The organism is Leifsonia poae, from assembly GCF_050632195.1.
Taxonomy (GTDB): Bacteria; Actinomycetota; Actinomycetes; order Actinomycetales; family Microbacteriaceae; genus Leifsonia; species Leifsonia poae_C.
On sequence record NZ_CP192580.1, the window covers coordinates 1,664,301 to 1,685,874 of the forward strand.

Annotated in this window: 17 protein-coding genes and 4 pseudogenes; 12 read left to right on the forward strand and 9 right to left on the reverse strand. The window is 67.4% G+C overall.

The window, feature by feature from the left end; genetic code table 11:
* Nucleotides 1–1,115, reverse strand: a pseudogene (gene ald / locus ACQ86A_RS08410) (alanine dehydrogenase).
* Nucleotides 1,116–1,506: 391 nt separating this feature from the next.
* Here ald and ACQ86A_RS08415 point away from each other — a divergent pair.
* Genes ACQ86A_RS08415 through ACQ86A_RS08430 form a run of 4 tightly spaced genes read left to right on the forward strand, consistent with a single transcriptional unit; the run spans nucleotide 1,507 to nucleotide 5,616 of the window.
* On the forward strand, nucleotides 1,507–2,691 hold the full coding sequence (locus ACQ86A_RS08415; protein ID WP_431280404.1) for an ABC transporter substrate-binding protein: 1,185 nt from the start codon (nucleotides 1,507–1,509) through the stop codon (nucleotides 2,689–2,691).
* Complete coding sequence (locus tag ACQ86A_RS08420; protein ID WP_431280093.1) at nucleotides 2,691–3,890, forward strand: ABC transporter ATP-binding protein; 1,200 nt, start codon at nucleotides 2,691–2,693, stop codon at nucleotides 3,888–3,890. The genes ACQ86A_RS08415 and ACQ86A_RS08420 overlap by 1 nt, the downstream gene beginning before the upstream one ends.
* Nucleotides 3,890–4,816, forward strand: coding sequence for an ABC transporter permease (locus tag ACQ86A_RS08425; RefSeq protein WP_431280094.1), 927 nt, complete (start codon nucleotides 3,890–3,892; stop codon nucleotides 4,814–4,816). The genes ACQ86A_RS08420 and ACQ86A_RS08425 overlap by 1 nt, the downstream gene beginning before the upstream one ends.
* Entirely contained in the window at nucleotides 4,813–5,616 is an 804-nt protein-coding gene (locus ACQ86A_RS08430) for an ABC transporter permease (RefSeq protein WP_431280095.1), read from the forward strand. The genes ACQ86A_RS08425 and ACQ86A_RS08430 overlap by 4 nt, the downstream gene beginning before the upstream one ends.
* Before the next feature lie 114 nt (nucleotides 5,617–5,730).
* On the opposite strand, the gene ACQ86A_RS08435 is transcribed toward ACQ86A_RS08430, so the two are convergent.
* Both ACQ86A_RS08435 and gabT read right to left on the reverse strand, forming a co-directional pair.
* Nucleotides 5,731–6,729, reverse strand: coding sequence for an asparaginase (locus ACQ86A_RS08435; protein ID WP_431280096.1), 999 nt, complete (start codon nucleotides 6,727–6,729; stop codon nucleotides 5,731–5,733).
* A complete protein-coding gene (gabT, locus tag ACQ86A_RS08440) occupies nucleotides 6,726–8,087 on the reverse strand; it encodes a 4-aminobutyrate--2-oxoglutarate transaminase (RefSeq protein ID WP_431280097.1) in 1,362 nt (453 codons plus the stop codon). The genes ACQ86A_RS08435 and gabT overlap by 4 nt, the downstream gene beginning before the upstream one ends.
* A gap of 37 nt (nucleotides 8,088–8,124) precedes the next feature.
* Between gabT and ACQ86A_RS08445 the strand changes: the two genes are divergently transcribed.
* The gene (locus tag ACQ86A_RS08445) at nucleotides 8,125–8,598 is read left to right on the forward strand and encodes an OsmC family protein (RefSeq protein ID WP_431280098.1); all 474 of its coding nucleotides are present in this window, start codon (nucleotides 8,125–8,127) and stop codon (nucleotides 8,596–8,598) included.
* A gap of 122 nt (nucleotides 8,599–8,720) precedes the next feature.
* Here the strand turns inward: ACQ86A_RS08445 and ACQ86A_RS08450 are convergent, their stop codons facing one another.
* A complete protein-coding gene (locus tag ACQ86A_RS08450) occupies nucleotides 8,721–9,008 on the reverse strand; it encodes a hypothetical protein (protein ID WP_431280099.1) in 288 nt (95 codons plus the stop codon).
* Between the two features lie 83 nt (nucleotides 9,009–9,091).
* Between ACQ86A_RS08450 and ACQ86A_RS08455 the strand changes: the two genes are divergently transcribed.
* A complete protein-coding gene (locus ACQ86A_RS08455; RefSeq protein ID WP_431280100.1) occupies nucleotides 9,092–9,604 on the forward strand; it encodes a CGNR zinc finger domain-containing protein in 513 nt (170 codons plus the stop codon).
* A 3-nt stretch (nucleotides 9,605–9,607) separates the two neighbouring features.
* Here the strand turns inward: ACQ86A_RS08455 and ACQ86A_RS08460 are convergent.
* The 3 genes and pseudogenes from ACQ86A_RS08460 to ACQ86A_RS08470 all read right to left on the reverse strand — a co-directional run bounded on the left by ACQ86A_RS08460 (nucleotide 9,608) and on the right by ACQ86A_RS08470 (nucleotide 12,654).
* Nucleotides 9,608–10,389: pseudogene (locus ACQ86A_RS08460) on the reverse strand (lysophospholipid acyltransferase family protein).
* 48 nt (nucleotides 10,390–10,437) lie between these two features.
* Nucleotides 10,438–11,289 carry a hypothetical protein gene (locus ACQ86A_RS08465; RefSeq protein WP_431280101.1) on the reverse strand — a complete coding sequence of 284 codons (852 nt, stop codon included), beginning with the start codon at nucleotides 11,287–11,289 and terminating at the stop codon, nucleotides 10,438–10,440.
* Between the two features lie 27 nt (nucleotides 11,290–11,316).
* Nucleotides 11,317–12,654: an aminotransferase class III-fold pyridoxal phosphate-dependent enzyme gene (locus ACQ86A_RS08470; RefSeq protein WP_431280102.1), complete on the reverse strand. Its 1,338-nt coding sequence runs from the start codon at nucleotides 12,652–12,654 to the stop codon at nucleotides 11,317–11,319.
* A 113-nt stretch (nucleotides 12,655–12,767) separates the two neighbouring features.
* Between ACQ86A_RS08470 and ACQ86A_RS08475 the strand changes: the two genes are divergently transcribed.
* The 5 genes and pseudogenes from ACQ86A_RS08475 to ispG all read left to right on the forward strand — a co-directional run bounded on the left by ACQ86A_RS08475 (nucleotide 12,768) and on the right by ispG (nucleotide 17,525).
* The gene (locus tag ACQ86A_RS08475; RefSeq protein WP_431280103.1) at nucleotides 12,768–13,745 is read left to right on the forward strand and encodes an FKBP-type peptidyl-prolyl cis-trans isomerase; all 978 of its coding nucleotides are present in this window, start codon (nucleotides 12,768–12,770) and stop codon (nucleotides 13,743–13,745) included.
* Nucleotides 13,746–13,792: 47 nt separating this feature from the next.
* Nucleotides 13,793–14,872 carry a 1-deoxy-D-xylulose-5-phosphate reductoisomerase gene (locus ACQ86A_RS08480; RefSeq protein WP_431280104.1) on the forward strand — a complete coding sequence of 360 codons (1,080 nt, stop codon included), beginning with the start codon at nucleotides 13,793–13,795 and terminating at the stop codon, nucleotides 14,870–14,872.
* A gap of 83 nt (nucleotides 14,873–14,955) precedes the next feature.
* Nucleotides 14,956–15,267, forward strand: coding sequence for a site-2 protease family protein (locus ACQ86A_RS08485; protein WP_431280105.1), 312 nt, complete (start codon nucleotides 14,956–14,958; stop codon nucleotides 15,265–15,267).
* The gene (locus tag ACQ86A_RS08490; RefSeq protein ID WP_431280106.1) at nucleotides 15,237–16,283 is read left to right on the forward strand and encodes a M50 family metallopeptidase; all 1,047 of its coding nucleotides are present in this window, start codon (nucleotides 15,237–15,239) and stop codon (nucleotides 16,281–16,283) included. Before ACQ86A_RS08485 ends, ACQ86A_RS08490 begins: the two co-directional genes overlap by 31 nt.
* An 88-nt stretch (nucleotides 16,284–16,371) precedes the next feature.
* Nucleotides 16,372–17,525: pseudogene (ispG, locus tag ACQ86A_RS08495) on the forward strand (flavodoxin-dependent (E)-4-hydroxy-3-methylbut-2-enyl-diphosphate synthase).
* A gap of 29 nt (nucleotides 17,526–17,554) precedes the next feature.
* On the opposite strand, the gene ACQ86A_RS08500 reads toward ispG, so the two are convergent.
* Nucleotides 17,555–18,982 (reverse strand): RNB domain-containing ribonuclease, encoded by a 1,428-nt coding sequence (locus tag ACQ86A_RS08500; protein WP_431280107.1) that lies wholly within the window; start codon nucleotides 18,980–18,982, stop codon nucleotides 17,555–17,557.
* A gap of 9 nt (nucleotides 18,983–18,991) precedes the next feature.
* A complete protein-coding gene (locus ACQ86A_RS08505) occupies nucleotides 18,992–19,690 on the reverse strand; it encodes a YoaK family protein (protein WP_431280108.1) in 699 nt (232 codons plus the stop codon).
* Between the two features lie 34 nt (nucleotides 19,691–19,724).
* On the opposite strand from ACQ86A_RS08505, the pseudogene ACQ86A_RS08510 reads away from it, so the two are divergent.
* A pseudogene (locus tag ACQ86A_RS08510) lies at nucleotides 19,725–21,516 on the forward strand (proline--tRNA ligase).
* Nucleotides 21,517–21,574 lie beyond the last annotated feature (58 nt).

The window sequence follows — 21,574 nt, forward strand, 5'->3', positions numbered from 1 at the left end:
TCAGGCCAATGCCTCGTCGAGGCTGACCGCCGTGAGTCCGTGCGCTCCCGCGACCGCTGCGTTCGTGACCTTGCCCCCGTGCACGTTCAGGCCGAGTGCGAGCGATGGGTCGGCGATGAGCGCATCCCGCCACCCGCGTGACGCGATCGCCCGAGCGTACGGGAGGGTCGCATTCGTGAGGGCGTACGTGGAGGTGTGCGGCACGGCGCCCGGCATGTTCGCGACGCAGTAGAAGAGCGACTGGTGCACGGTGAACGTGGGGTCTGCGTGGGTGGTCGGATGCGAGTCCTCGAAGCAGCCGCCCTGGTCGACCGCGATGTCGACGAGCACACTGCCCGGGCGCATCCGGGACACCAGCTCGTTGCTTACGAGTTTGGGAGCCTTCGCGCCGGGCACGAGCACCGACCCGATCACGAGGTCGGAGGCGACGACGGCCTTGTCGATCTCGAAGCTGTTGGACGCGATCGTCTTGATGCGGCCCGCGTAGAGCGCGTCGAGTTCACGGAGGCGGCTGATGTTGGTGTCGAGCACGGTCACCTCGGCGCCGAGGCCGACGGCCACGCTGATCGCGTTCGTGCCGGCGACTCCTCCGCCGAGCACGGTCACGACCGCGGGGTGGGTTCCCGGGACGCCGGGGATGAGCAGGCCCGGCCCCCGTTCGGCTTGAGCATCGTGTTGGCGCCGACGATCGGCGCCAACCGGCCGGCCACCTCGCTCATCGGGGCGAGCAGGGGGAGGGCACGATTCGGGAGCTGAACCGTCTCGTAGGCGATCGCGGTGACCTCGGACTCGATGAGGGCCCGGGTGAGCTTCTCCTCGGCGGCGAGGTGCAGGTACGTGAAGAGCACCAGCCCCGGGCGGAAGTACCCGTACTCGCTCTCGATCGGCTCCTTCACCTTGAGCACCAGGTCGGCGATCTGCCAGATGCTCGCCGCGTCGGGCAGGATCGTCGCACCCGCAGACGCGTAGAACTCGTCGGGGATCGATGAGCCCGCGCCCGCATCCTGTTCCACGAAGACCTCGTGACCGTTCGCCACCAGGTCGTGCACACCCGAAGGAGTGATCGCCACCCGGAACTCGTTGTTCTTGATCTCGCGGGGGATCGCGACCTTCATGAGGCTCCTAACACGTCGACGATGAGCGTTCAGCACCATCACCCTAGTCGCAAGCACGGATGTTTTCGACTGGATTCCGTGCGCATTCGTGCTGATTTCGTAAATTCTGTGTGACGAGATCGCTGATTTCGCCAGGATGCGGCGAGCCGTCGTGCGGGAGAACGATGAGTCGACCTCACACAACGGTTTTCGCCGTGGATCGGCGATATCGGAACGGATTTCGTAAAGATTGTGTTACCAGATTGCCGATTTGCCCTTCGATTGCTGCGCTTCGCCCCGGCTTATGCCAGGATCGTCCCACCGTAAAGACGCGGCAAGGTAGAGCCACCTCGTGACCCTGTACGACCCTGAAGGAGCCTCCGTGAACTCGAGACAGCTTCCGCAAGACCCGATGATCCAGAAGCTCATCCAGGCCTCAAGGCAGGCTCAGATGACGAGGCGCGGTGTGCTCGCCGGTGTGGGCGCCAGTGCTGCCGCCCTCGCTCTCGCGGCGTGCTCGACCGGCGGCGCCTCCGGCAAGCCGACGCCCGCCAAGGATGTGTCCGCCACGGACAAGACGATGACGTGGGCCAACTGGCAGGCATACCTGGATCAGGACGACGCGGGCAAATACCCGACGCTCGAGGCATTCGAGAAGCAGAGCGGCATCAAGGTCAAGTACGACGTCGCCGTCGACGACAACAACACGTACTACGCAAAGGTCAAGGACCAGCTGGCGCTCGGCAAGGACATCGGCGCCGACACGGTTTGTCTGACCGACTGGATGGTCGCGCGACTCATCCGCTTCGGCTACGTGCAGAGCTTCGACGAGGCGAACATCCCGAACAAGAAGAACGTGTCGCCCGCGCTCGAGAACGCCGACTTCGACCCGGGCCGCAAGAAATCCCTTCCGTGGCAGAGCGGGTTCGCCGGCATCTGCTGGAACAAGTCGAAGATCCCTGCCGGCCTCAAGTCGGTGGACGACCTCTGGAAGCCGGAGCTCAAGGGCAAGGTCGGCGTGCTCAGCGAGATGCGCGACACCATGGGGCTGATCATGCTGCAGCAGGGCGTCGACATCTCGAAGGACTTCAGCGACGACGACTACAACAAGGCCATCGACAAGATCACCAAAGAGGTCAGCGACGGCCAGATCCGCAACATCAAGGGCAACTCTTACCTCAACGACCTGAAGAGCGGCGACACCCTCGCGGCGATCTGCTGGTCGGGGGACATCACCCAGCTGAACGCCGAGGCAGGCGACAACTGGGAGTTCATCCTTCCTGAGGCCGGCGGAACGCTGTGGAGCGACAATTTCGTCATCCCCATCGGCTCGCCCCGCAAGGCGAACGCCGAGAAGCTCATCGACTACTACTACCAGCCGGAGGTCGCCGCTGAGGTGGCCGCCTGGGTGAACTACATCACCCCGGTCGTCGGCGCCAAGGAAGCAGCCGTGAAGATCGACCCCGATCTCGCCGACAACCAGCTCATCTTCCCCGACGACTCCACGCTGGCGAAGGCCAAGATCTTCCGCACCCTGACTCCTGCCGAGGAGCAGAAGTACCAGGCGGCGTTCCAGAAAGTCATCCTGGGCGCCTGATGCCGAAGGGAGAGTTCGCCGAGTCCGGCGCCGACCTGCAGCTGGTCGGGATCAAGAAGCGCTTCCCGGGGTTCACTGCGATCGAGCAGCTGGACCTCACCATCCCCGCAGGCTCGTTCTTCGCGCTCCTCGGACCGTCCGGATGCGGCAAGACCACGACCCTGCGCCTGGTCGCGGGCCTGGAGGAGCCGACCGAGGGGCAGATCCTCATCGGCGGCAAGGATGTGACGAAGACCAAGCCGTTCCAACGGCCCGTCAACACCGTGTTCCAGAGCTACGCGCTCTTCCCGCACATGACGATCCTCGAGAACGTGGCCTTCGGGCTGCGGCGGCGCAGGATCGCCGATCCGGTGGGGAGGGCGCATGAAGCCCTGCGCCTGGTCGAGCTGGACCACCTCGCGGCGCGTCGCCCCGCATCCCTCTCCGGTGGTCAGCAGCAGCGCGTCGCGCTCGCACGCGCCATCGTGAACCGCCCGGCGCTTCTGCTGCTCGACGAGCCGCTCGGCGCGCTGGACCTGAAGCTTCGACGCCAGATGCAGCTCGAGCTCAAGTCGATCCAGACCGAGGTCGGACTCACGTTCGTGCACGTCACCCACGACCAGGAGGAGGCCATGACCATGGCCGACACCGTCGCGGTGATGAACAAGGGCGCCATCGAGCAGATGGGCGCCCCCGAGGTTCTCTACGAGCTGCCGTCGACCGTGTTCGTCGCGAACTTCCTCGGCCAGTCCAACCTCTTCCTGGGACCGGTTCAGGATGCGTCGGGCGACTACCTCGGGGTCGAGATCGCCGGTCAGCGGCTCACGGTGCCGAAGTCGCGTGCTCAGCGCCAGAGCGGAACCGTCACCATCGGAGTGCGGCCGGAGAAGCTGACCCTGCACGACTCGGCCGCATCGATCCCGTCCGGACGCAACGTGCTCGGACCGGGTCGTGTCTTCGACGTCTCGTTCAGCGGGGTGAGCACGCAGTATCTGGTCGACGTCCCCGGGGTCGGCACGGTGATCGTGTTCGCGCAGAACCTCAGCGCGGGCGCAGTGATCTCCCGGGGTGACGAGGTCTGGGTGGCCTGGGATCCCGCGCACACCTTCGTGCTCGCCGACGACATGCCCGTCGCGAGCCGGTTCGACGACGACACCGACACGCAGATGATCGCGGCCCAGGCGAAGCAGAGCCTGCTGACGGAGCTCGAGGAGGCCTAATGGCTCTCGCCGCCTTCTCTACGGCTGCGCCGCCGCAGCAGCAGGACCAGGAGCCCGCGCAGCGCAGACGCAGCGGCATCGCACTCGTGCTGCTGCTGCCCGGTGTGCTGTACCTCGTGCTGTTCTTCCTGACGCCGCTGGTCTCCCTGATCATCACCTCGTTCCAGGCTCCCGTCGTCGACGGCGACATCGGTCAGTATCAAGCGGCGTTCCGCTGGGAGAACTACACGGAGTCGATCGCGGAGTACTGGCCGCAGATCATCCGGTCGTTCATCTACGCGCTGCTGGCAACCGCGGCGGCGCTGCTGATCAGCTATCCGCTGGCTTACTTCATCGGCGTGAAGGTGCGCAAGTATCCGCTGGTGCAGAACCTCCTGATGACCCTCGTCATCGCGCCGTTCTTCATCAGCTTCCTGCTGCGGACTCTGGCGTGGAAGCAGCTGCTCTCCGACGACTCGTGGTTCACGACCTCGCTGAAGGCGCTGTCGATCCTGCCACCGGACGCGCACGTCACCGGAACCGCGTTCTCGGTCGTTTTCGGTTTGACGTACAACTTCATCCCGTTCATGACGCTGCCGCTGTACGCGACCCTCGAGCGCCTCGATACGCGCTACCTGGAGGCGGGGAGCGACCTGTACGCGAGCGCTTTCACGACCTTCCGCAAGATCACGCTTCCGCTGTCGCTGCCCGGAATCGTCTCCGGAACGCTGCTGACGTTCATCCCCGCGGCCGGCGACTACATCAACGCCTCGCAGGACTTCCTCGGAGCCGCGGACACGTCGATGATCGGAAACGTCATCGAGACCAACTTCCTCGTGCTTCAGAACTACCCGACGGCCGCGGCCATGTCCGTGATCCTGATGGCGGTCATCCTGGTCATCGTCGGCGTGTACGTGAGGCGGAGCGGAACGGAGGACCTGCTGTGAAGAAGTTCCGGTTCAAGGGGCTGGGACTCGGCATCTACACGTTCCTCGCCCTGTCGTTCCTGCTCATCCCGATCGTGTACACGTTCATCTTCTCGTTCAATGCGTCGCTCAAGAACAACATCTCCTGGCGCGGGTTCACGCTGCAGAACTGGACCAACGTGTGCAGCGCGCCAGGCATCTGCGACGCCTTCGCGGCCAGCATCATCATCGGGCTCATCTCGACCGTGATCGCGACGGCGCTCGGCACGATGATCGCCATCGCCCTCATGCGCTACCGGTTCCGCTTTCGGTCGCAGACGAGCCTGCTGCTCTTCCTGCCCATGGCCAGCCCGGAGGTCGTGCTCGGCGCCGGTCTCGCCGCACAGTTCCTCAGCCTGAGCGTGAACAAGGGCTTCGGAACGATCATCATCGCGCACGTCATGTTCTGCATCAGCTTCGTCGTAGTGACGGTCAAGGCGCGGGTGGCCAGTCTCGACCCGGCGCTCGAGGAGGCAGGACGCGACCTCTACGGTTCGCCGATCGCGGTGTTCTGGCGCATCACGTTCCCGCTGCTGCTCCCGGGCATCCTGTCGGCCGCGCTGCTGTCGTTCTCGCTCAGCTTCGACGACTTCATCATCACGAACTTCAACGCCGGTGCTGTGACGACGTTCCCGATGTACATCTACATCGCTGCGTCGCGTGGTATCCCCGCCCAGGCCAACGTGATCGCCTCGGCGGTGTTCATCATCACGATCCTCGTGGTGCTGATCTCGCAGATCACCGCGGCGGCCCGCGCGAAACGGCTCGCTCGCATGTCCTAGACCCCGTCGCTAGCGCCCCGGCGCGCACGACCTGAGACCCCCAAAACCATACGGCCCGACACCATCCAGGTGCCGGGCCGTTATGGTCTGCGGAGTTCGCGGAGTCCGGGGGAGTCAGGCGGCGTACGAGGCGCGGATCTCGCCGACCGGCACACCGCGGCCGAACACGGCGAGATCGAGCTCGGGGACCAGCGCGTCGACGGCCGAGCGCTCAACGGCGCCCGCGTCGGCGAGCAGCGAGAGGGCGACGATCGTCGCCGCGCGGAGGCTCCCGTCGAGCACCTTGAGTGTGACGGTGGTGCCGTCGGGTGCCGCCATGACCATGACGCCTTCGGCGCCGCCCTTGGTGAAGACTCCGAGCTTGTCGATGACGACCGTGTTCGCGCGACCGGGACCGTCGATCGCCCAGCCGTTCGCGAGCACGGCGTTCTTGAGGTTGGCGGCGTTGCGGTACAGCGCGAAGGGCGAGCCCTCCGATGCGGTGGCGATGCGCTGGATGCCGCGTGCGAGGGTGGTGAGCGCCATCGCGTGAACGGGTGCACCGCATCCGTCGACCCCGGTGGCCACGACCTTCTCGCCGGTGAGCCGCTCGATCGTGTCGCGGATGAGCAGCTGCAACGGATGCTGCGGGTCGAGGTAGTTCTCGGTCGACCAGCCGTTCACGGTGCAGGCGAGCAGCATCGCGGCGTGCTTGCCCGAACAGTTCATGAACAGCGGCTTCTTGCTCTCGCCCGCCCGGATCGCGTCGTCCCTGGCCGCCGAGTCGAGCGGCCAGTCGGCGGGGCACTGCAGAGCGTCCTCGGTGAGCTGCGACTGGGCGAGGAGTCCGCGTACGACCGACAGGTGAGCGGGTGTGCCGCCGTGGCTGGCGGTCGCGAGCACGGCTGCGGTGCCCTCGAGCGGCACCCCGGCGCCCATGATCGCGATCGCCTGGAACGGCTTCATGCTGGATCGCGGGAAGATCGGCTCCGTCGGCGCGCCGAGCGATCGCACGACCGACCCGTCAGGGCCGAGCACGACAGCCGAACCGACGTGCCGCGACTCCACGAAGCCGCTGCGCTCGACGACGGCCAGCTCGACGGCCTGGGCGCCGGTGAAGACGGCCGGGCTCACAGGGCGGCGAAGGCGTCGTCGAGAACGGAGACCGCGTCGGCGATCAGCTCGTCGGAGACCGCGAGGCTCGGGAGGAAGCGCAGGACGTTTCCGTATGTACCCGCGGTCAGGACGAGAACGCCCTGCTCGGCCGCGTACGCCGCGATCGCCGAGACGGCTGCGGCGTTCGGCTCCTTGGTCGTGGATGCGGTGCCCGGCTGCACGAGTTCGATCGCGATCATCGCGCCGATGCCCCGCACATCCCCGATGATGTCGTACTTCTTCTGCAGGTCGAGCAGGGCCGGCTTCAGCGCGTTCTCGATGCGCTTGCCCTCGGCGAGCAGGTTGTTCTTCTCGATCTGCTCGAAGACGGCGACGGCGGCGGCTGCGGCCACCGGGTTTCCGCCGAAGGTTCCGCCGAGGCCGCCCGGCTGCGCGGAGTCCATGATCTCGGAGCGGCCGGTGACGGCGGCGAGGGGCAGGCCACCGGCGATGCCCTTCGCGCTCAACACGAGGTCGGGGACGAGGCCGAAGTGCTCGCTGGCGTAGTACGCGCCGGTGCGGGCCATGCCGCTCTGGATCTCGTCGGCGATGAACACGACGCCGTTCGCCGTGCACCACTCCTGGAGTGCGACGAGGTAGCCGTCGGCGGGCACCATGAATCCGCCCTCACCCTGGATCGGCTCGACGACGAGGCAGGCCAGATCGGAGGCGCCGATGACCTTCTCCAGGTAGCCGATGGTGCGAGCGGCGGCCTCGGAGCCGCTGAGGCCGTCGTGATACGGGTACGAACTCGGTGCGTGATAGACGTCGCCGGCGAAAGGACCGAATCCGGTGGCATATGGCATGGCCTTGAAGTTCATCGCCATCGTGAGGTTGGTGCGGCCGTGGTAGGCGTGGTCGAGCACGGCGACGGCGCGGCGGCCGGTGTGCTTGCGGGCGATCTTGACGCCGTTCTCGACGGCTTCGGCGCCGGAGTTGACCAGAACGGTCTTCTTGGCGTGGTTGCCGGGGGTGTGCTCGGCAAGCAGCTCGGCTACACGCACGTACTCCTCGTACGGGGTGATCGTGAACAGCGTGTGGATGACATCCTGCAGCTGCGCGGCCGCCGCCTCGACCACGGCGGTCTCGGTGTGACCGATCGTCGTGACGCCGATGCCGGCGCCGAAGTCGACGAACTGGTTGCCATCGACGTCGACGAGGATGGCGCCATTCGCTTTCGCGATGTAGATCGGAAGCGTCGACGACACTCCGGTCGGGACGACCGCGAGCCGGCGCTCGTGGAGTTCCTGCGACTTCGGTCCGGGGATGGCGGTGACGATGCGGCGTTCTTGGGCCACGGTGTGGACGGGTGCGTCCGTGCGCAAAGTGTCAGTCATGATGAAAAGAGTTTAGCCGCGGTGCGAGAATCGAACTATGAAGCTTGAGCACCGCTACGCGATCGACCTGGAGTGGACAGGAAACCGAGGAGAGGGCACATCGGGCTACAAGAGCTATGGGCGCGACCACGTCGTCTCGGCGGAGGGCAAGCCGTCGATCGAGGGATCCGCTGACCGGGCCTTCTTCGGCGACCGCGATCGCTGGAACCCCGAGGAGATGCTGCTCGCCGCCCTCAGCCAGTGCCACATGCTCAGCTACCTTGCCGAGGCTGCTCTCGCCGGCGTTGTCGTCGTCGGATACACGGATGCGGCTACGGGCGTCATGGAGCAGACCTCGAACGGCGGCGGTCACTTCACTAGCGCATTGCTGCGACCGCGCGTGACCCTCGCCGACCCTGCGCAGGCCGAGCTCGCCGCATCCCTGCACGGCCCCGCCGCAGCCAAGTGCTTCATCGCTGCCTCCATGAACTTCCCCGTCACTCACGCCCCCGAGATCTACACCCTCGCCTGACCGCTCCGCGCGTCTCGCGCTCCGCGCGCTCGCGCTCCGCGCGCTCGCAAACGCAATCGAGTCCGGTCAAAATCCCGCTATTCAGGTGCGAATAAGGGGATTTCGGCCGGACTCGATTGCGTTCAGGCGCAGCCGAGGCCGACAGCGGCGCGCGGAGCGAGCTGCGCGGCGGCGGCGCGCGGAGCGGAAGCGGGCTGCGGTGCGGGCGCGGCGGCGCGCGGAGCGGGAGCGGGCTGCGGTGCGGTGCGGGCCTGCTCGGCGAGGCGGTGCATGGTGGCGGCCCAGCGGCTGTCGCGTTGCTGCGGGGACTCTTCGCCGCGCGTCTCGCGCTGACGGCGCACGATCGCGCGGTCCCTCTCCTTCTCACCCAGTTCGGCGATGCTCGTCAACCAGAGTGTTAGCGGATGCATGATGTCCTCCCTCGGACGTAACCAGCTATTTGGTTTCACTGGTTAGAGCTTACCGTAACCCGCTATGGGGTTACAATGGTTACATGCGTACGAATGCACCGGATCTGGGAGCCGATCTGCTTGTCGACTTCCTGAACACGCTCGACGTCGAAGAGGGCACAGACGCCATCGACGATCGGGGAGAGTTCGCGGCCTGGGCAGCCAAGCACGGTGTCGCACCAGGCGATCCCGCCGAGACGAAGCGGGTTCGGGATGCGCTGCGCGACGTCATCGACGGAGAGGGCGCATCCCTGCCATCGGTCGAACTCGTCACGTCGTGCGGTGAGCGCACCGTCGGTCTCACCGCCCGCACCGCGGCCGAGGCGGCCGTCGCGTCGTCGGTCATCCTGAGCATCCAGGGAAAGTTCGAGCGGGTGAAACTCTGCGGGGCCGACGATTGCCGCTGGGCGTTCTACGACCAGTCCCGCAACGGCTCGCGCACCTGGTGCAGCATGGGCGTCTGCGGCAATCGTCAGAAGGCCCGCACCTACCGTGCCAAACAGGGCGACGAGGTCGAAACGGCCAACGAGGCCGAGAAAGCCCGCAACGCCGAATAAGCCCTAGAGACGCTCCGGCCGCAGCGCGCGCTTGACGCGCTCGACCGCTCCCGCGGGGGAGCCTCGTTGTACTTCTCCGCGAGTTCCTGCCCGGTGAGTCCGTGGATCGCGGCCATGATCTCATCCGTCGCCTGGCGCCTGGCACGTCCCGAGTCGGCGCTGCCGTAGTGGCTGACGTCGATCGGCTCGCCGAACGCCACGGTGATCCGCTTGATCCGGGGGATCCTGGTGCCGATCGGCTGCAGCTTGTCGGTTCCGATCAGCCCGACAGGCACGACCTTCGCTCCTGTGGTCAGGGCCAGCCAGCCCACACCGGTTCGGCCCTTGTAGAGGCGTCCGTCGAGTGAGCGAGTGCCCTCTGGGTAGATCGCGAAGGCGGCGCCGGTGTCGAGGATGCGCTTGGACTGGTCGAGCGCATCCTGTGCCGCCTGGCCCGCGCCGCGCTGAACCCCGACAGCGCCGATCGCGGTGAAGAACGACCGCGACAGTGCGCCCTTGAAGCCCTTGCCCTCGAAGTAGTGCGACTTGGCCAGGAACTGAACCCGGCGCGGAGCCATCAGCGGAATGACGATGCTGTCGATGAACGACAGATGGTTGCTGGCCAGGATGATCGCGCCAGTCCGCGGCACGTTCTTGCGCCCGATGACACGCGGCCGGTAAAGCAGCCGCGCGATCGGGGCCATCACCAGACGACCGAACAGGTAGAGGGCTCCGGGACGCTTCACCGCGTCGGGGCCGGCCGCCCCGTCCGGGGTCGACCCGTCATCGGGCACGGTCGCTGTCACCCTGTAGAGCGTAGTCGCGTGTGTATTCCGCGTCGCGTATGTGCGCGATCACATCCCGTCGAAGGGGTTGAGCGGCACACAGCCGAACCCGCCCTCGTAGTTGAGGCACGGCGGAATCAGTCCAACAAAGCGCACGGTGAGCGGCGACCCGAACCACTGGTTGTACAGCCGCGAGAAGTTCAGATTCCCGAAGGTCGAGCATGCGCCCGCCGGGCCTTTGGGGTGGGCAAGCGTCTCGTCATTCGGCTGATACGGGGTGTAGTTGTACAGGTTGGCGGTCGCCTGGTTCACAATGCGCACCTTGCTGGTACCGCAGGCGGCGTTCGGGTGGAACTGGATGTCGTTCGACCCGATCCGGTAGCGCCAGTCATCGGGGTGCACGGTGTATTCGCGGAACTGCCACGCCGCCTTGTACACCTGGTTGAAGAACCCGAAGTACTTGCGGTCGCACGCGGCGGTGTCCGGGCACGCGTATCCGGTGGCCTTCTGGTATCCGGATGCGCTCGGCGCGGTCAGCAGGGACTGTTCCTTCTGCAGCAGCACCAGCAGCACCCGGGGGCTGATCGTGCACGCCTTGGCCACGCGGGCGATGATGCTGCTCGCCGCTTCGTCCCGCTGACCCCGCATCGCCGTGCAGCGCTCTTTCGACGCGGCGACGTCAGGGGTGTCCGTCCGGTACCGCGATAGGCAGGGCGAGTCGTCTGCCGGCTTGCAGGTGCGATTCTCCAGGAATTCCTGGATGTCGGCAGCGGTCATCGAGTCGGGGTTGAAGAAGCTGTCGTCGCTGATGATGTCGCCGGGGTTGAAGGTGTGCTTCGCCTCGGCGAACACTCCGACGGCAGGCGCGAGCGTAAGGGCCGCGGCGACCACCGCGACCCCGGCGAGCGTGCGCCAGCGCATGATCCGCATCCTGCTGCCGTCTCCGGCTCAGTTGAACCGGGCGAGCGCCTCTTCGAGCACCGTCGCGGCGTCGTCGATCAGCTCTTCGCTGATCACGACCGACGGGAGGAGTCGCAGCACGCTGTCCCAGCTGCCGGCGTCGAGCGGGATGACGCCGTTGCTGGTGGCGTGCGCGAGCACGGCCTTGAGAGCCTCGGGGTGGGGCTTCTTGGTTCCCGGATGCACGAGCTCGATGCCGAACATCGCGCCCTTTCCGCGCACCTCGCCGACCACCGCGAACTTCTCCGCCCAGTCGCCGATCCGCGCCCAGAGCGCCTTCTCGACCCGCTGCGCCTCGGCGAGGAGGTTCTCGCTCTCGATCACCTCGAAAGTGGCCAGTGCGGCCGCGGTCGAGACCGGGTTTCCACCGAAGGTGCCGCCGATTCCGCCCGGCTGCACCGCATCCATGATCTCCGCGCGGCCCGTCACCGCTGCGAGCGGGAAGCCGCCCGCGATGCCCTTGGCGCTCGTCACGAGGTCGGGAACGACGCCGTGGTGCTCGATCGAGTACCACGTTCCGGTGCGGCCCATGCCGGCCTGGATCTCGTCGGCGACGAAGACGATGCCGTTCTCGGTGCAGAACTCGGAGAGCCGCTTGAAGTATCCCGGGGCGGGGATGACGATGCCGCCGTCGCCCTGGATCGGCTCGACGAACAGCGCGGCCAGTTCGGTGGCGCCGATGTGGGTGTTGATGTAGTCGATGGTGCGCTCGGCAGCCTCTTCGCCGGTCATCCCCTCGGGGTCGCGGAAGGGGTAGCTGATCGGCACGCTGTAGATCTCGCCGGGGAAGGGCCCCATTCCGGCGCGTTCCGGCCACGGGCGGTACGTCATCGCCATCGTGAGGTTGGTGCGGCCGTGGAAGGCGTGGTCGAGTGCTGCAATCGCGCGGCGCCCTGTGTACTTGCGGGCGATCTTCACGGCGTTCTCGACGGCCTCGGCGCCCGAGTTCACCAGGATGCTGTGCTTCTCGAAGTCGCCGGGGGTGATCTCCGCGAGCTTCTCGGCGACGCGCACGTAGTTCTCGTACGGGGTGACCGTGAACAGGGTGTGGGTCAGCTTCGAGGCCTGCTCGGCGGCCGCAGCGGCGACGGCGGGATGCGCGTGCCCGATCGTGGTCACGCCGATTCCGCAGCCGAGGTCGATCAGCCGGTTGCCGTCGACGTCGACCAGGATGGCGCCCGATCCGTGCTCCATGTAGATGTTCGCAAGCGTTCCGGCTCCGCGGCTGACGGAGGCGACGCGGCGCTGCTGCAGTTCCACGGAGCGGGGGCCCGGGAGGGCGGTGAGGAGCTGGCGGGTCTGCGGCACGGAGAATTCGCGAGTCATGACTCCATCGTAGGTCGCCCGGCTGTCAGCTTTCGCTGGCGGGCTGTCAGCTAGGGCAAAGCGGGATGCGGCAGACTGGTGCAACCCGTGCCCGTAATCTGAAGGTGTCAACTGTGCGCAAAACCCTCTCCGTTCTCGCTGCCGGCTTCGTCGTCGCAGCCCTCGCCGCCTGCAGTTCGGGTGCGCCGACGGCCACCCCGACGCCGACGGCGTCCGCTGCCTCGCTCAAGTGCCAGAACGTGAAGTCGGGCTCCGCGTCCGACTCGATCAAGGTCGCCAGCGCCTTCGGCGCCGACCCCAAGGCCACGTTCACCACCCCGCTCAAGACCACGAAACTCGAGCGCACCGTGCTGACGAAGGGTGACGGCGAAGAGGTCAAGGGAGGCGACTCCGTCGACATCGCTCTGGCCGCGTACAACGGCACGACCGGTGCCGAAATCGCTGCCTCGGCCGGATTCGACGGCCAGGCGGCGCAGACGGTCAAGGTCGACGCCAACGCCTTCGTCCCCGGCATCGTGCGCGGCGTCGAGTGCCTGCCGCTCAAGTCGCGGATCGCGATCGCGGGACCGGCCAAGGAGATGTTCGGCAACGTCGACCTCACGCAGTTCAAGCTCAAGGACACCGACTCCGTCGTGTTCGTCATGGACACCGTCAGCAAGGCGATCACTCGCGCGAACGGAACACCGGTCGCTCCCACGGCAGGTTTCCCGACGGTCAAGCTGGCCTCCGACGGTGAGCCGAGTATCACCATCCCGAAGACCGACCCGCCCACGGAGACCAAGGTCGCCGTGCTCAAGCAGGGCGACGGAGACGTCGTGCAGTCGGGCGACACGGTCACTGTTCAGTACCGTGGGGTCCTCTGGCGCAACGGTGCGACCTTCGACTCGAGCTGGGCGAGCGGCACCCCCGCCAGCTTCCAGACGACCGGCGTCGTCGTCGGCTTCAAGAAGGCGCTCGAGGGACAGAAGGTCGGCACGCAGGTGATCGCGATCGTCCCGCCCGCCGACGGCTACGGCAGCAAGGGCAACGGCGATGTCAAGGCGACGGACACCATGGTGTTCGTGGTCGACATCCTGAAGACCACTCGCTAGGCGGTATGGCCCGTGCCACAGCACGGGCCGCCGCATACGATGAGGGGATGCGCAGAGTAGTCATCCTCGGATCCACCGGTTCGATCGGTACGCAGGCACTCGACGTGATCGCGGCGAACCGCGAGCGGTTCGAGGTCGTCGGGCTCAGCGCAGGGAGCAATCGCGACGAGTTGGCCGCACAGGCCGAGCGGTTCGGGGTCGCCGACACGGCGCTCGGGGCGGACGATTCCGAGCGACTGGTCCGGTCCGTCGAGGCGGATGTGGTGCTGAACGGCATCACCGGCTCCGTCGGACTCGGCCCGACTCTCGCGGCACTCGAGACCGGAACGACGCTCGCGCTGGCCAACAAGGAATCCCTGATCGTCGGCGGCGAGCTCGTGAAACGCGCGGCCTCTCCCGGCCAGATCGTGCCGGTCGACTCCGAGCATTCGGCGCTGGCGCAGGCGCTCCGGTCAGGGACGGCCGGTGAGGTGCGTCGGCTCGTGCTCACCGCATCCGGGGGCCCTTTTCGCGGTCGTAGCCGTGCGTCGCTCAGGGATGTGACGCCCCGCGAGGCGCTCGCCCACCCCACCTGGGACATGGGTCTCGTCGTCACCACGAACTCCTCCACGCTCGTCAACAAGGGCCTGGAGATCATCGAGGCGAGTCTGCTCTTCGACGTGCCGTACGAGCGCATCGAGGTGACCGTGCATCCGCAGTCGGTCGTGCACTCGATGGTCGAGTTCATCGACGGCTCCACGATCGCGCAGGCGTCGCCGCCCGACATGCGCCTCCCGATCTCGCTCGGGCTGGACTGGCCGAACCGGGTCGCCGGAGTCGGCGCCCCGCTCGACTGGACCAAGTCCCACGCCTGGGTGTTCGAGCCGCTGGACGACGACGCTTTTCCCGCGGTCGCCCTCGCTAAGCGGGTCGGGATCGCCGGGGGAACGTACCCGGCGGTGTTCAACGCGGCTAACGAGCAGGCGGTCACAGCGTTCCACGCCGGCGCCATCGGCTACCTCGACATCGTCGACACGATCGAGCGGGTCGTGGATGCGCACCAGCCGTCGGGTGAGCTGAGCCGCGAATCCCTCGCCGAGGCCGAGCGCTGGGCGCGCGCCGAGGCCGACCGGCTCATCGCTCGCTGACGCTCGTCCGATCCCGCGCGAGCGGTCGGCGCGCATAGCATTCGTGCGGCCCACTCCAAGGTGGGCGAAGCTACTGTTATCCCGTGGAAACCGTGCTTCTCTTCATTCTCGGCGTGCTCATCGTGCTGGTGGGTATCGCCGTGTCCATCGGTTTGCACGAGATCGGCCACCTGGTTCCGGCCAAGCTGTTCGGCGTCAAGGTGACCCAGTACATGATCGGCTTCGGCAAGACCCTTTTCTCGTTCCGCCGCGGCGAGACCGAATACGGGTTCAAGGCCATCCCGCTCGGTGGCTACATCTCGATGATCGGGATGTTCCCCCGGCCAAGGGCGACGAGCACGGGCGCAACGCCACGACCGGGTTCATGCAGTCGATGGCTCAGGATGCGCGCGTAGCCAGCATGGAGACCGTCGCCGTCGGCGAGGACGAGCGCACCTTCTACAAGCTCCCGGTCTGGAAGCGCATCATCATCATGTTCGGCGGACCGTTCATGAATCTGCTCATCGGCGTCGTGCTGTTCGGCGTGCTGCTGATGGGTTTCGGAACACCCCAGGCGTCCACGACGGTCGGCTCGGTCAGCCAGTGCGTGCTGCCGTCGACCAGCGCGCGGCAGACCTGCGAATCCGGCGATCCTGCAGGCCCCGCGGCCGGCGCCGGCATCAAGCCGGGCGACAAGATCATCAGCATCGACGGCACCACGATCACCAGCTGGAGCCAGTCGACCTCGATCATCCGCACCTCCGCCGACCGCACGTTGTCGATCGTGATCGAACGCGACGGCGTCAAGAAGACGGTCGCCGTGACCCCGAAGACGAACACCGTCGCCAAGACCGATTCGAACGGCGTCGTCCTGAAGGATGCATCCGGTGCGGTTCAGACGCAGAGCGTCGGCTTCCTCGGCATCGGCACCGAGCAACAGCTCGTGCCGCAGCCGCCCACGGCGGTGCTGCCGGCCGTCGGCGCCCAGGTCGGAGCGGTGACCGGCGTGATCATCAACCTCCCGCAGCGTCTTGTCGACGTGTGGAACGCGGCCTTCGGGCCGGGGGAGCGCGACCCGAACGGACCGATGAGCATCGTCGGCGTCGGCCGGGTGGCAGGCGAAGTGACCGCGCTCAACGGTGTTCCCGTCGTCGACAAGGTCTACTCGATCCTCGGACTGCTCGCCTCGCTGAACATCGCACTGTTCGTCTTCAACCTCATCCCGCTGCTCCCGCTCGACGGCGGTCACATCGCCGGCGCACTGTGGGAGGGCATCCGTCGCACCTGGGCCAAGCTGTTCAAGCGTCGCGATCCGGGGCCCGTCGACATGGCGAAGCTGATGCCGCTGACCATGGCCGTCGTCGTCGTCCTCGGTGGGATGAGCCTGCTGCTCGTCTACGCGGACATCGTCAAGCCCGTCGGCATCGGCTGAGCCGTCGGCATCCGTCGGCATCCGTCGGCACCTGCCGCTCTCGGCCGTCGCCCAGCCGGCTCTCAAACAGCCGCGTAGGATTGGTGTCGTGGCAGCAATCAACTTGGGAATGCCCAAAGTCCCGGAAACCCTCGCACCGCGACGCAAGTCCCGGCAGATCAAAGTCGGCAAGGTCCTGGTCGGCGGTGACGCTCAGATCAGCGTTCAGTCGATGACGACGACGCCCACCACCAACATCAACGCGACGCTCCAGCAGATCGCCGAGCTGACGGCATCCGGATGCGACATCGTTCGCGTCGCCGTGCCGAGCCGCGACGACGCGGAGGCCCTGCCGATCATCGCCAAGAAGAGCCAGATCCCGGTCATCGCCGACATCCACTTCCAGCCGAACTACGTCTACGCGGCCATCGACGCGGGATGCGCGGCTGTGCGCGTGAACCCCGGCAACATCCGCAAGTTCGACGACCAGGTCGGCAAGATCGCCGCGGCCGCGAAGGCGGCTGGCGTCTCGCTCCGCATCGGCGTCAACGCAGGATCGCTCGAGCCGAGCCTGCTGCAGAAGTACGGCAAGGCCACTCCCGAGGCACTCGTCGAGAGCGCCGTCTGGGAGGCGAGCCTGTTCGAGGAGCACGACTTCCACGATTTCAAGATCTCGGTCAAGCACAACGACCCGATCGTGATGGTGAAGGCCTACCGTCTGCTCGCCGAGCGCGGCGACTGGCCCCTGCACCTTGGAGTCACCGAGGCCGGCCCCGAGTTCCAGGGCACGATCAAGTCGGCGACGGCGTTCGGCATCCTGCTCTCCGAGGGCATCGGCGACACGATCCGTGTCTCGCCGTCGGCGCCGCCCGCTCAGGAGGTCAAGGTCGGACTGCAGATCCTGCAGTCGCTGAACCTGCGCGAGCGCAAGCTCGAGATCGTCTCCTGCCCGAGCTGCGGCCGTGCCCAGGTCGACGTGTACAAGCTCGCCAACGATGTCACCAGCGGGCTCGAGGGCATGAGCGTCCCGCTCCGTGTCGCGGTCATGGGCTGCGTCGTCAACGGGCCGGGGAGGCCCGCGAGGCCGACCTGGGCGTCGCATCCGGAAACGGCAAGGGCCAGATCTTCGTCAAGGGCGAGGTCATCAAGACCGTTCCCGAGTCGGAGATCGTCGAGACGCTCATCGCCGAGGCCAACCGCCTCGCCGCCGAGATGCCGGAGCTGACCTCGGGTGAGCCGACGGTCACCGTCGGGGCTCACTGACCCGCGCTGCGGCTGACCCGCTTCGACGCTCAGGCCGCGGTGAACGTGAGCCGACCCGACGGGATGTCGGCAGCCGTGAGCCGCAGACCGACGACGGTTCCAGGACGCTCCGAATCGGTGCGCGGGCAGGACGCCACGACCGCCGGATCCGCCAACTGAACCGTCATGGTGTCGCCACGCACCGACAGAACCGTCGCATCGAATCGGTCGCCGACCCGGTCGATGAGCAGTGCGGCCTCCACCCGGTCGACGGATGCGGCGTTCAGTTGCGAGGCGAGCCGTGAGGACGCGCCCATGATCGACGGGAGCTCGCCGAGCGACTGGCGCGCCCATCCGGGAACCTCCACGCCCGCCGACAGCGCCTCGCAGATCACGAGCACCCAGCGGTCGACCAGCCGCCGCAGAGGGGCGGTCGCGTGCGCGTACGGCGCCGCCACCGCAGATTGGCGCGGGTCGGCCGGCGCCTCGCCGTCCATCACGACGTAGCCGGCCCCGCGGAAGAGTCCCGTGGCCGCCTGCATGACCGCGAGGGCGCGGGGATCCGAGTGGTCGAGGGTGCGCAGATACTCGCCGTACGGCGCATCCTCGGGCCAGGGGAGCCCCAGTGCGGTCGTCTGCGCGCGAAAGGCGGCGACCGCTTCGTCGCTCGGCGGCGGCATGGTGCGCAGGATGCCCACCCGCGCCTCGAGCATCAGGCTCGCGGCCGCCATCCCGGTGAGCAGGGAGATCTGCGCGTTCCACTCCTCGACGGGCAGGGGAGCGCGCCGCTCGAGGGTGTATCCGCCCTCGCGGAGCACGACCTCCTCGTCGGGGGCGTTGAGGCTCGCCCCGCCGCGCTCCCGCTCGAGCTCGATCCTCGCGATGCCGATCGGCTTGAGGAGCAGCAGCGTCTGCGGGGCGCTGCCGTCGTCGATCGCTGCCTGCGCATCCGGGTAGGTCCACTGACGGCGGGAGCGGATGCGCGCTCGCGCGACGGACACGGTCTGCTCGCGTCCCTGCGCATCCAGCACCAGGTCCCACACGAACGCTCCGCGCTCGACGCCCGCCAGCAGGGATCCCGCGTTCTCGCCGATGGCCGCCGGATGCAGCGGGACGCGGCCGTCGACGGCGTAGATCGTCTGGCCTCGCTTGCGGGCTTCGGTGTCCACGGCGCCATCGGGTCGCACCAGCGCCGGCACATCGGCGATCGCGTAGCGCACGCGGTAGCCGTCGTCGGCGGCCTCGATGTGCACGGCCTGGTCGAGGTCGGTGGAGCCCTCCGGGTCGATGGTGAGAAACTCGATCGCGGTGAGGTCCGCATCCGGAAGCTCGAGCGTTCGGGCCGCGGACTGCGCCTCTTGCTCGACCGGCTCCGGGAATCCGTCGGGCAGGTCCAACCCCGTGCGCAGGGCGGCGAGCGCGGCGGCCAGCTCGCTCTGGGCGACGGATGCGGTGACGTGCGTTCGACGGTCCGGCATGCCGTCAGCCTATTCCGCGGCCGCCTCCGTGCTCGGGTTCTTCGTCTCGCGCATCGAGTGCCCGATCAGGGCAAGGATCAGCGCGATCCCGCCCGCGACGCACAGTCCGAGCGGGACGCCGACGCGCACGAGGAGTGCGCCGACAAGCGCGCCGACGAGGACGAGTATCACCGCGAGCGCGCGGCGTTGCCAGCGGGCTCCGGTGCCGCCCGCGATCCGGGAGTCGGCTGCGAAACCGGTCAGCGTCGACGTGACGACGACCGTGGTGATGTCGGCGACGGCGAGGCGGCGGGCTGTCGCCGCCTGCAGTCCCATGGTCACGGCGAGCACGGTGGTCAGGATGTACGTGAAGACCGTTCCGTGGACCGGCGGGATGAAGATGCTGATCATACCGAGCGCGAGGGTGATGGACGCCGAGACGACCAGCGCGGCGGTGGTGGCCCGACCCCATCCTGTGCGCGACTTCGACAGCGACCGACCGCCGATCGCGGCGCCGAGCAGGAACCCGCCGAGAGCGAGCGTCGGGCCGAGCACAGGCAGGCCCTCGGCGCCCGTGATGGCCATGCCGAGGATGACGACGTTTCCGGTCATGTTCGCGGTGAAGACCTTGTCGAGACCGAGGTAGCCGACGGCGTCGATGATGCCGGTGGTGAAGGTGAGCCCGAGCATGAGGGCGAGGTGGAGGCGGGCGGAGTCCTGGGAGCGCATGAACCCAGTGTGCCGTGCCCTCTAACATGGAACGGTGCCTACACGCCTGACGAACTACTTCCTCCGCACTCTTCGTGAAGACCCCTCCGACGCCGAGGTAACCAGCCACCGGCTGCTCGTGCGCGCCGGCTACATCCGGCGCCAGGCGCCGGGCATCTTCGCCTGGCTGCCGCTGGGGCTCCGCGTGAAGGGCAAGATCGAGGCGATCATCCGCGAGGAGATGACGGCCGCGGGAGCCCACGAGGTGCATTTTCCTGCACTGCTGCCGCGTGACGCCTACGAGGTCACGGGCCGCTGGGAGGAGTACGGCGACGGACTCTTCCGGCTGAAGGACCGCAAGGGCTCCGACATGCTGCTCGCGCCGACCCATGAGGAGGCGTTCACCCTTCTCGTGAAGGACCTCTACTCGAGCTACAAAGACCTGCCGCTCGCGATCTACCAGATCCAGGACAAGTACCGCGACGAGGCGCGCCCTCGTGCCGGCCTCGCTGCGCGGCCGCGAGTTCACGATGAAGGACGCGTACACGTTCGACTACACCGACGCGGGGCTCGACGTCAGCTACCAGGCGCAGCGCGACGCGTACGAGCGCATCTTCACGCGGCTCGGGCTCGAGTACGTGATCGTGAAGGCGGATGCGGGCGCCATGGGCGGATCCCGCAGCGAGGAGTTCCTGCACCCCACACCCATCGGCGAAGACACCTTCGTGCGATCGGCCGGGGGATACGCGGCCAACGTCGAGGCGTTCACCACGCTCGCGCCGCCCACCCGCTCGTACGAGAAGCTCACGCCGCAGGAGGTGCTCGACACACCGAACACACCCACCATCCAGAGCCTCGTCGATGTCGCGAACGAGAAGCACCCGCGGCCCGACGGCAACCCCTGGACGGCCGCGCACACGCTCAAGAACGTCGTGCTGGCGCTCACGCACCTCGACGGCACCCGCGAGATCGTCGTCGTCGGCCTGCCCGGCGACCGCGACGTCGACGAGAAGCGTGCAGAGGTCGCCTTCGCACCAGCTGAGGTCGAGGCGGCCACAGAGGCCGACTTCCAGCGCAACCCCGGCCTGGTCAAGGGCTACATCGGCCCCTGGTCGGCCGACGGTCCGGTACTCGGGGAGGACGGCAGCACCCACCTGCGCTACCTCGTCGACCCGCGCATCGTCGACGGCTCAGGGTGGATCACCGGCGCCAACATCGACGGTAAGCACGTCTTCGGGCTGGTCGCCGGACGCGACTTCAGCTGGGACGGAACAGTGGAGGTCGCCTCCGTCGTGGCCGGCGACCCGGCACCCGACGGCTCCGGCCCGGTCGAACTCGCCCGCGGCATGGAGATCGGTCACGTCTTCCAGCTCGGCCGCAAGTACGCCGAAGCTCTCGGACTCAAGGTGCTCGACGAGAACGGCAAGCTCGTCACTGTCACGATGGGCTCGTACGGAATCGGTGTCACCCGCATCCTGGCGATCATCGCCGAGCTGAACAACGACGACAAGGGCCTCATCTGGCCCGAGACGGTCGCGCCGTTCGACGTCCACGTGGTCGCAGCCGGCCGCGAGCAGGTCGTGTTCGATGTGGCTGAGGAGCTGACCGCATCCCTCGAGGATGCGGGGCTCGATGTTCTCCTCGACGACCGCCCCAAGGTCTCGCCCGGTGTGAAGTTCGGCGACGCGGAGCTGATCGGCGTTCCGAAGATCGTGATCGTGGGGCGCGGCGCTGCCGACGGCGTCGTCGAGCTGTGGGACCGGCGCACCGGCGAGCGCAGCTCGGTGGCGCTCGGCGACGCCGTCGCCGCGCTCGCTGCGGCTCCCGCTGCCGCCTCCGGCTCCTAGCGTCGAATCGTGCGAAAAGTGCGGTTGGGGCAGCCCCAACCGCACTTTTCGCACGATT